The sequence below is a fragment of the Selenomonas sp. oral taxon 126 genome (genome assembly GCF_001683335.1).
Classification (GTDB): domain Bacteria; phylum Bacillota; class Negativicutes; order Selenomonadales; family Selenomonadaceae; genus Centipeda.
On the sequence record NZ_CP016201.1, the window covers coordinates 320,782 to 329,657 of the forward strand.

The window sequence follows — 8,876 nt, forward strand, 5'->3', positions numbered from 1 at the left end:
ACTCCGTCGAAAAGTCTGCTGACCGCTCCTCCTGCCCCCGATAGTACGAGAAGCGTTCCAGTGCGATCATCACGCTGATGAACGAGGCAAGGCCTATCGGAATCATCGCAAGCCCGCCCTTTGCGAGCAGTTCAAAAATCTCCATCATCCCCCGCCTTTCCTTAGAAGCTATACCGTGCACCCACAAAATAGGTGCGCGGGAATCCCGGCGTAAGCGTCCACAGCCCTTCGCTTGCATACTCATAATAGGTTTTGTTGAGAACATTGGTAACGCCGCCGTACCATTCGAGATCTTCATTTTGTTTGAACTTAAAGTTCACATCCAGAAGCCCATAGGATTCTATGACGCTGCCCATCTCATTGCGCTTGGATTCTTTGACAAAATTATTATAGGAGCCAAAATATGTATACTTCGCGCCGACGCTCCACTTCTTGTCGAACGTGTAGTTTACCTGAATGATCGCCTTGTGCTTTGGTACAGCCACCAGTCCGCTGTTCGTAAAGTCGATCGCATCCTCACCATATTCGTCTAGGATGGCGCGCCCCTGCTCCGTATATGTACGGCGACCATGCAAATAGGTATACCCTTCCGTCAGATCGAGTTTGCCGAGTCGCTGCTGCAAGGTCAGCTCTACGCCGCGTCGTCTTACGTTGAACATATTAAAGGTCTTGTACTCAGGTCCGTAGGCACCGATAAAATACGGACGATTCAACTCATTGTTCGTCATAGATGCAAAGAGCGTCAGATTAACTGATGTCGCGCCGATCTTATCGCGCACGCCGATCTCGTAGAGATTGTAGTGCTCTTCCTGCGCGGTGGTCGCCTGATAGACCTTGCCCGACGGCCCTGAGTAGACCTCGTCTGCAATCTGCAAACCGTCCGGACTGGTAAAGCCGCGCTCATAGCGCACGAACACGCGTCCAATGGAGCCGTACTGATAAGCGGCGGAAAGGTCTCCCGCCGTGTTCCAGCGATGCGAGTCGGCCTTACCGCCGATCGGTCTCCTCAGCGTTCCCCCATCTTTATCGAACGACCAGATGAGATCCTCACGGCGAACGCCCTGCGTAAAGGTAAACTTACCGCGCCGCATCTGATTCAGCAAATAGAGTGCCCGCGTCTCTTTTTCATAATTGAAAGACATGAGCTTTCTCCCGGATATGTAGTCTAGATGGGATGACTGATTGAGCCAATCAAGTCCGATAAGCAGAGAATCCCTTTTGCCATACGCATAGTCAAACTTCATACGCGTACCGTAAGAATCGTGATACATACGCCCGTTGACAATTTTCGAGTTCCTATAATTTCCATCCGCATAGAAGACATCACCGCTGAATTTCCATCCACCGCCAAGATTTTGGTTGTAGGTGAGATTATACGTATTGAGATCCCGATCGCCGTCATTATACTTTCCATCGGAGGGTCGTGCGTTCCGACCGTAGCGTTCAACCATGCTCCGTGAAATATTTTGTACAAAACGACTTTGTTCTTCCAAATGACTAAAACGGAATGTCACAGAATGATCGCTGTCTGCATCGTAACGCAGCCCTGCAAAGAGATAGTCGCTGTCGCGGTAGGTATTTTTGAAATAGAGATCGCGCTCCAGCTTATTATATCCCCCCTGCACCGTCAACTTTTCGCCGACCTTGTCCCCATAGTTGAAGCCCAGTCGATAGCCGTCCGAGTTCCACTCTGTCGTCACCGTCCGCTGCGGCTTGTTCATGCTCCTGAGATTCGTCGTGATATTGATGATGCCGCCTGCCGCACCACTACCATAGATGACAGAACCGCCGCCTGGAATGATCTCGATCTTTTCGATCTGCTCTACGGGCACATAATCGTAGTTGTTCGGCAGCGGGTGCGTGACCATCGTCGTCATGGGAGCACCATCAATCAATACCTGTATGTTGCGATGCGCCTGATCGCCGCCCTGCCCGCGAATGTCAATTTCCCCCCAGAATGTAGCGCCGACATTGATGCTTGGCTGATCCTTCAGCACATCTGAGATGGTCTTATACCCCTTTTCCTCAATCATCTTCTTTGTGATGACAATGATCTGCTTCGTATCGCGCAGCTTCTCGATCTCCACGTAGTCCGGACGGACATAGGAGTCAGAGAGTTTGATCGGCGCCGTGGCAGACGCACTCTCCTGCGCACTCTGTGCCTCCTGTGTCTCCGACATATCCGCCGCAAACGACACCGTCGTTCCCCCCCCACATACAGTCAGATAGCTGCATACGAGCAGGCTCAGATAGGAACGATAACTCTTGCGCTTGTGCTGCTTCATCTCAGTCTCCATTTCTATTTGTAAGCACACATTTGACGCTCATCATTTTTTATCAGAGCATCATCAAACATCAGGAGTTATCTTATCAATATAGATATTCATTGTCAATAAGTTCATAAAAATTACATAGAAAAGGACGCCGACATCTCTCTTATGAGAAATATACAGCGTCCATTTCAGTGTAAAGGGTCTTTTATCTATATATTACACAGCTTTTCCAAGTTCACGTGTGGAGGTGCGCATGACGGTATTGAGGTCGGGGGCGGAATCGCCTGCGGCGCGCTCCTTCTCCCGCTCTTTTTCGATGAGGTTCTTGAGCATCTGCATATGTGGATGGTTCTCCATCTCGGGCGTGGGTTTGCCCGCGAGTGCCGCCGCCATCTGTGGAGGCATCCCGTCCGGGAACATCGCCTCGAGCATGGATCGCACGGATTTCGGAATCATATCCTGCAGGGCGACGTTCTCCTTGCGGAGCTTTACCTCGGCCTCCTGCGTGAGCGCATACGCCTCGAGGAAGCCCTGAATGAGGTTGTCGTGCCAGAACTCGCCCGCGAGCGTCAGACGGAAGCCCGTCGCCGTGCGCGTGACGAGACCGTTCTCCTCCCATGCGGCGAGGAGCGGCGCAAGCTCGGTGAGGAGGTCGACGCCGTATTTCTTCTCGAAGAACGGCGCGTAGAGGTAGCCGTGCTCGATCTGATCGCCGATCTCGCTGTGCATACGGTGTTCATCCGCCTGCTCGCCCATAAACTGGAACGGCTTCGAGCCTTCTTCGACCATCTTCTCATACGGTGCGAGCGCGCCGTGATTGCGCCACATCATCTGTCCAATGAAGCCGCCCGCGCCCGAGCCGAAGGCGAGCACGTCGTTGCCGCGCTTTGCAAGCGTGTTGTAAATGCTGCGCTCGCGGTGATCCGTCGTCCAATGCGTCGTATCGATGCGGCGTGCCATCGGGTACTCCGCGACAATCTCAAGCCCGCGCCGGAAATACTCCGCCTGCTCCTCCGTCGTCGGGAGCATGGGCAGATCCCCCGACTCGATGCGGCGTGCCAGTTCGCTCGACGGGAAGACGTTGAGCTGGTAGAGGTCGCCGCCCGCAATCCCGATCTCGAACTGCGTGCGCACGTCGTTCTCCCAGACCTCCATCGACTGATAGGGCAGCCCATAGATGAGGTCGGCGATGACGACAGCGCCCTGCTTCTCCACCATGCGGTGGAGCGTTGCAATGACCGTATCGCGGTCGTCAATGCGCCCGATGGACTGACGGACACGCGTGTCAAAGGACTGCACGCCGAGGGAGAAACGGTTGATGCCCGCGTTCATCGCCGCCTCGACCTTGCTCTCCGAGAGGTCGTGAATGCGTCCCTCGAGCGTGATCTCGCAGTCGCTCGTCAGCGGCAGACGATCGCGTACAGCGCGCACGAGGCGCGAGAGATCGGCATCGCTCAGAGCCGTCGGCGTGCCGCCGCCGAAGAACACCGCCTGAAAGGGCGCGCCCTGCACATACGGCGTATCCGCCGCCGCATCCAGCTCATCGAGAAGCACATCGACATAGTGATGCGCCGCCTCCTCGCGCGTGAAGTTCTGGAAGAAGCCGCAGTAGCTGCATTTCTTGTCGCAGAACGGGATATGGATGTAGACTGAACGCTCATCAGCGGGATTGGGCGCTGCATTCATCAGCTCCGCCCAGATGCGCGTCTGCTCCGCCTTGTCCATAATCATGCGCTTGCCGCCCGCACCCGGGTGCACGACGCGCTTCTTCGTAAAGGCACAGCCGAGCGGGTTCGCCGACTTCGTGCCGAGCAGCCAGCCGCGCGCCTCCTCGGAGAGACCTGCGAGCTTCGTCTCAAACGTATTCATGCGAGAGCCTCCTTCGCCGCCGCGATGACCTGTGCAAAATCCGATGCGTCCGGATGACTTGCCGCCGCCGCATAGCGCGCCGCGTTCTCCTCGGTAAAGGCATGCACATTGTCCTTCGGCATACTCTTGAACATCTCGATCAGCATCGGGTCAATCGCCCCCTGCACGAGAATCGCGCCGAGAATCTCATTCGACGGGTCGAAGAGTGCGCGGATGTTCGCGATGCACTTCTCCGCGTGCTCCGACTCCGGCTCCGCTCCGAGCGTTCCGTAGAGGAAAACGCGCCGTCCGCGCAGGCTCTCGATGTACTTCTTCGCACCTGCGTCCGCCGTTCCACGGTCGATCCACGTACCGACGCAGAGATCCGCGCCCTCGGGCACCGCCGACGTATCCTTCACGCTGTGACAGGTTGCGCCGAGCGCCTCCGCCAACTGCTTTGCAACCTTCTCCGTATTCCCCGTGCGCGAGGAGTAGATGACAGCAACTTCATTGTTCATAACATATGCTCCTATATATCAATGTGAATATTGTCTTTGCTTGATTCATATAATATAACAGCATTTCCAAAAAATCAAGTGTTTTTTGCAAAAATCATAAATAATAATTATGAAGTAAATTCATGTTTGTTGGTTTATTTGAGATCTATACAAGAAACTATATTCTTTCTCAATTATTTTCTCGATTATAACAGGCTTATTGAGAAAATCGGATTCATATTTTCTTCAGGATATGTGAGCTTCACATTTTTATATTTTTATTTTTACATATTCACTATTTCTCTTTATCTATAATTTTCAACTATGTTATTGCGCACAAAAAAGCACCGCCGAAGCGGTGCCTTCCTATGCCGATCTCAGTGCGCGCCGTGTTCCCCATGTGCGTGGTGATGTCCGCAGTGTTCGCCGTGCTCTCCATGCGCATGGTGATCGCCGTGACCGTAGCCATGTTCACCATGCTTGCCGTGCTGGTGACGGTGCTTGCATTTGCCGCCATCCGCATTCGCCACAAGCGTCCCCGCGAGGTGCTGCTTCACAGCCTCATCCGCATCACCCTTCACGCCCGAGACGAGCTGAATGCCCGCCTCGGCGAGCGCCGTCTGTGCGCCCGCGCCGATGCCGCCGCAGATAACGAGATCCGCCTGCGCCGTGTGAAGAAATGCCGCGAGTGCGCCATGCCCCTCGCCGACCGTGTCCACAATCTCCTCAGCCACATTGGTTGCAACATCGTAGAACTTGAACTGCTTTGCTCTACCGAAATGCTGCTCGATCTGACCTTCTGTATAGGGTACTGCAATTCTCATCGTATACTCTCCTTTTTCTTTCATACGGGGCACTGCCGCCTCCTCGATCTGATACGCGCCGCCCGCAATGCGGATGCGCTTCCCACAGACGATCGCATCCGCGAGCTTGAACCGTGCAGACTCATAGATGCCCGTCACCGTCGCGCGGGACACGCCCATCGCTACGGCACATTCCTCCTGCGTCCGACGGCAGTAGTCGATCTGTCGGATCGTCTCGAACTCGTCCAGTCCGAGAATGACAGTCTCGTCCTGCTCCTCCTCTGCATCCTCCGGCGCGAAGCTCCAAAAGTCCGGATAGCTCCATATGCGTCTGCATCGCTTCGGTCGTGGCATAGCCCCTCCATTTCTGTCATATGACAGTTATTATATTAGCAAAGTTTTCGGCATATGTCAATTATGTTTTTCTTGTGCTTGACAAGTATGATAAAATAGAGGTGAAAGTCCATTGTATTTTGGGAGGAAATGGTTATGAAAAAGATGATTGCAGGACTGTTTGCGGGGCTCATCCTCGCCACAGGTGCACAGGCAATCGCCTATGGCTGCGAGGACGGCGCATGCGAGCTGCCGCAGCGTCAGAACACGGCGTACTGCTATGGCGGCAATGCAGGTTACTGCTACGACGGCGACTGCGCACAGACATCACGCGATACGTGCGCAAATCAGAGACGCGGCGGCTGCGGCTGTGGACGCTGATATTGAACGAACGAAAGACGGTTCTGTTGGGAAAGTCAATGCTTTCCCAACAGAACCGTCTTTTATTGTGCGAGTTCCCTTGCCACCGTGAGCAGCTTTGCAAATTCTTCGCTGAAGCGTTCGCGATCGGTGTCCGCGCCCCAACTGATGCGGATGGAGCTTGCAATGCGCTCTGCGGACAGCCCCATCGCCGCGAGGACGTAGCTCGGCGTATAGTCGGTCGAGGTGCAGGCAGAGCCATTCGACACGGCACAGTACTGCTTTGTCGCGATCATCAGAGCCTCAGAGGAAACACCATGCAGACAGACATTGAGTGTGTTCGGGAGGCAGTGCGCGGGATCACCATTGACCGCATAGGAGAGCTCGGAGGCATCAAGCAGCTCCATCGCGCGTTCTTTCATCTCCTTCAGACGCACTGCATCCTCCGCATAGTGTACCTCGGCAAGCGCACACGCTGCTCCACAGCCTGCGGCGAGTGCGACGGGGATCGTACCGGGACGCAGACCGTGCTCCTGCTGCCCACCGTACATGATCGCCTTTACAGGAGGACGTCTGTACCCCTTCTTTCGCAGGACGAGAATGCCGATGCCCTGCGGGCCACGCAGCTTATGCGCACTGAACGAAAGCATATGATACGCAAGTGTACGCAGTTCATCGACCAGTTTGCCGCAGCTCTGCGTAGCATCGACATGAAAGAGAACATCCCGCGCCGCCAGTTCCGCACCCAATTCCTCCACAGGCTGTATAATCCCCGTCTCGTTATTGACGTGCATGAGGCTGACGAGGAGGGTTGTATCACGGAGTTTGTCCACGATCTTCGCCGCATCGACGCGTCCGGACGGCTCGGGGGCAACGAAATCGACGTCAAATCCCTGCCGCTCCATCATCCTGACCGTCTCAAGCACCGCCTTGTGTTCAATGGAGGATGTGATGATGTGGCATTTCCCACTCCTGTGGGCGTATTCCGCAAGCCCCTGTATGGCGATGTTGCTGCTCTCCGTCGCACCGCTTGTAAAGAACACCTCAGACGGGGAAATCCCGAGCAGCGACGCGACCTGTTTACGCGCCGTCTCCACGACGGCACGCGCCTCGTCACCATAGGAATGGGTGCGGCTGTCCGCATTTCCGCTTCGGTTTTGGTATACGTCCACCATCACTTGCAGGACGGCGGGGGCAATCGGGGCGGAGGCATTGTAGTCCAGATAGATGCTCATGCTTTTTTCACCGCCAACAACAGGAGATCATCCACGCTTCGAATAAATCCTGTCCCTGCAAGATGTGCAATGCCGCGCTCGAGGTTCAGCCGAAAGTATTTCACAACCGTCTCGTCATCCGTCGGCAGCCCCATGCGCAGACACCACGCGCGTATGAGAGCCTCGTAGATCTCGTAGTACTCGCCGCCGAACGTGTGCCAGGACATCTCCACGTTGCTGTCCGCCGCAATTTCCGAATCGGTCGGCACGCTTTGCTCCGCCAACGAGTACGCCAGTGCCCAACGGCAGAGAACATTCCGACTGCGGATGCCTGTTTTTGCCTTGAGCCGCCCCAGCTGTTCCTTCGCCTGATGGGATAAGCGAACTTGTTTAATCAGCATGTTCCTGAAAATATCCTTTCAATACCACTGTGCTCTTTGTCTCCTCATCGTAGCGGAGCGTATACGTGTCCCCAATCGCCGGCAGCATTTGTTCATAGAAGTACGAATCTATTTCGGCATCTGTGGACAGGATGATCGTCTGATCGCCCGCGTGCGGGAAATAATTCGTCACGAGTGCCATGCGGTGCATGGTGTCAAGACGCGCAAGGGGGGTGTCGATAATCACGGGCAGTTTCTTCTTCGAGCAGATCGCAAGTGCCCAGAGGATTGCAATCACCATCAGCTGCTTTTCGCCCGCCGACAGTGCCTCCTTGGCAACCTCTGCGCCGTCCGCATCCAGATAGACGAGGTCAAGTGTCTCGGCATCCATCTCAATCCGATCAATCAAATGCTTCTTGTTCGCCAGTTTCTTATAGCATGCTGTGATTGTTTCGCCGAGCACGCCTGTTTTCCTCTGTTGGAGTGCGGCGGAGAATGCTTCCGTCAGCTGCAGTGCCATATTGGCATATTTCCCCATACGCGCATTGTCGTCCCGCAGTTCGGCGTTCTGCAAATACACTTCCCGTGCACGGCTGTAGTCAATGGTCACAGTACCAAGCGACGCCTCTGCAGCGCGCATCTCCTGCTCCGCGCGCGCGTGCTCCACCGTCAGTCGATCCACGGCGGCTTCCTGTGCACGGATCTCCTCCGTGAGGCTGCCGAGTGTCTGCTCGTCCGCCCCCAGTGCAAGATGGCGGTCGCACGCGTCCAATTTCTCCTGCAATGCCGCCTTCTCTTCCAAGAGGCGGCGCGCGCGCTGCGTACTCTCTGCAAGCAGCTCCTCGACGAGTGCCCCCATCTGAAACAGCGCATGATCGGATAGATGATAGAACGGCGTAACTGCCTCCGCGAGCGTCTGCGCACGCACATATGACAAAAAGGAGACATTTGCCTCCTGCTGCTCCGCATGTTGAACGGCGTATTCCGCGAGCAGCACATCAATCGCAGCAAGTGCCTCCGTCATCACGCGGTCATTGTGTTCATCCTGCGCCTGCAGCTTGATCGTACGGACAAGGTCCTGCACCAAAACCAGCGGCAGTTCCCCCGCTGCACAGTCCACAAGAGCGTTTTGATTCTGTTCGAGCTCTGCGGCGATTTCGGCGCCGCT

The 8,876-nt window shown here is 55.3% G+C and carries 8 protein-coding genes; 1 reads left to right on the forward strand and 7 read right to left on the reverse strand.

The annotated features are described in order from the left end of the window. Window positions 1-161: 161 nt before the first annotated feature. The 4 genes from AXF19_RS01390 to AXF19_RS01405 all read right to left on the reverse strand — a co-directional run bounded on the left by AXF19_RS01390 (window position 162) and on the right by AXF19_RS01405 (window position 5,775). Entirely contained in the window at window positions 162-2,297 is a 2,136-nt protein-coding gene (locus AXF19_RS01390; RefSeq protein WP_084784730.1) for a TonB-dependent receptor, read from the reverse strand. Window positions 2,298-2,489: 192 nt separating this feature from the next. Beyond that, window positions 2,490-4,142: a heme anaerobic degradation radical SAM methyltransferase ChuW/HutW gene (hutW, locus tag AXF19_RS01395; protein WP_066844048.1), complete on the reverse strand. Its 1,653-nt coding sequence runs from the start codon at window positions 4,140-4,142 to the stop codon at window positions 2,490-2,492. Continuing rightward, a complete protein-coding gene (locus AXF19_RS01400; RefSeq protein ID WP_066844051.1) occupies window positions 4,139-4,639 on the reverse strand; it encodes a flavodoxin family protein in 501 nt (166 codons plus the stop codon). The genes hutW and AXF19_RS01400 overlap by 4 nt, the downstream gene beginning before the upstream one ends. Before the next feature lie 356 nt (window positions 4,640-4,995). After that, window positions 4,996-5,775 carry a DUF134 domain-containing protein gene (locus tag AXF19_RS01405; RefSeq protein ID WP_066844054.1) on the reverse strand — a complete coding sequence of 260 codons (780 nt, stop codon included), beginning with the start codon at window positions 5,773-5,775 and terminating at the stop codon, window positions 4,996-4,998. A 135-nt stretch (window positions 5,776-5,910) separates the two neighbouring features. Here AXF19_RS01405 and AXF19_RS01410 point away from each other — a divergent pair, with 135 nt between their 5' ends. Further along, entirely contained in the window at window positions 5,911-6,135 is a 225-nt protein-coding gene (locus AXF19_RS01410) for a hypothetical protein (protein WP_066844057.1), read from the forward strand. A 62-nt stretch (window positions 6,136-6,197) separates the two neighbouring features. Here the strand turns inward: AXF19_RS01410 and AXF19_RS01415 are convergent, their stop codons facing one another. The 3 genes from AXF19_RS01415 to dndD form a co-directional block, all read right to left on the reverse strand. Further along, window positions 6,198-7,349: a cysteine desulfurase family protein gene (locus AXF19_RS01415; RefSeq protein ID WP_066844060.1), complete on the reverse strand. Its 1,152-nt coding sequence runs from the start codon at window positions 7,347-7,349 to the stop codon at window positions 6,198-6,200. Further along, complete coding sequence (gene dndE, locus AXF19_RS01420; RefSeq protein ID WP_066844063.1) at window positions 7,346-7,729, reverse strand: DNA sulfur modification protein DndE; 384 nt, start codon at window positions 7,727-7,729, stop codon at window positions 7,346-7,348. Before dndE ends, AXF19_RS01415 begins: the two co-directional genes overlap by 4 nt. Further along, window positions 7,719-8,876, reverse strand: a 1,158-nt coding sequence (gene dndD, locus AXF19_RS14885; RefSeq protein ID WP_237141645.1) for a DNA sulfur modification protein DndD, incomplete at its 5' end; no start/stop codon positions are given. The genes dndE and dndD, both read right to left, overlap by 11 nt.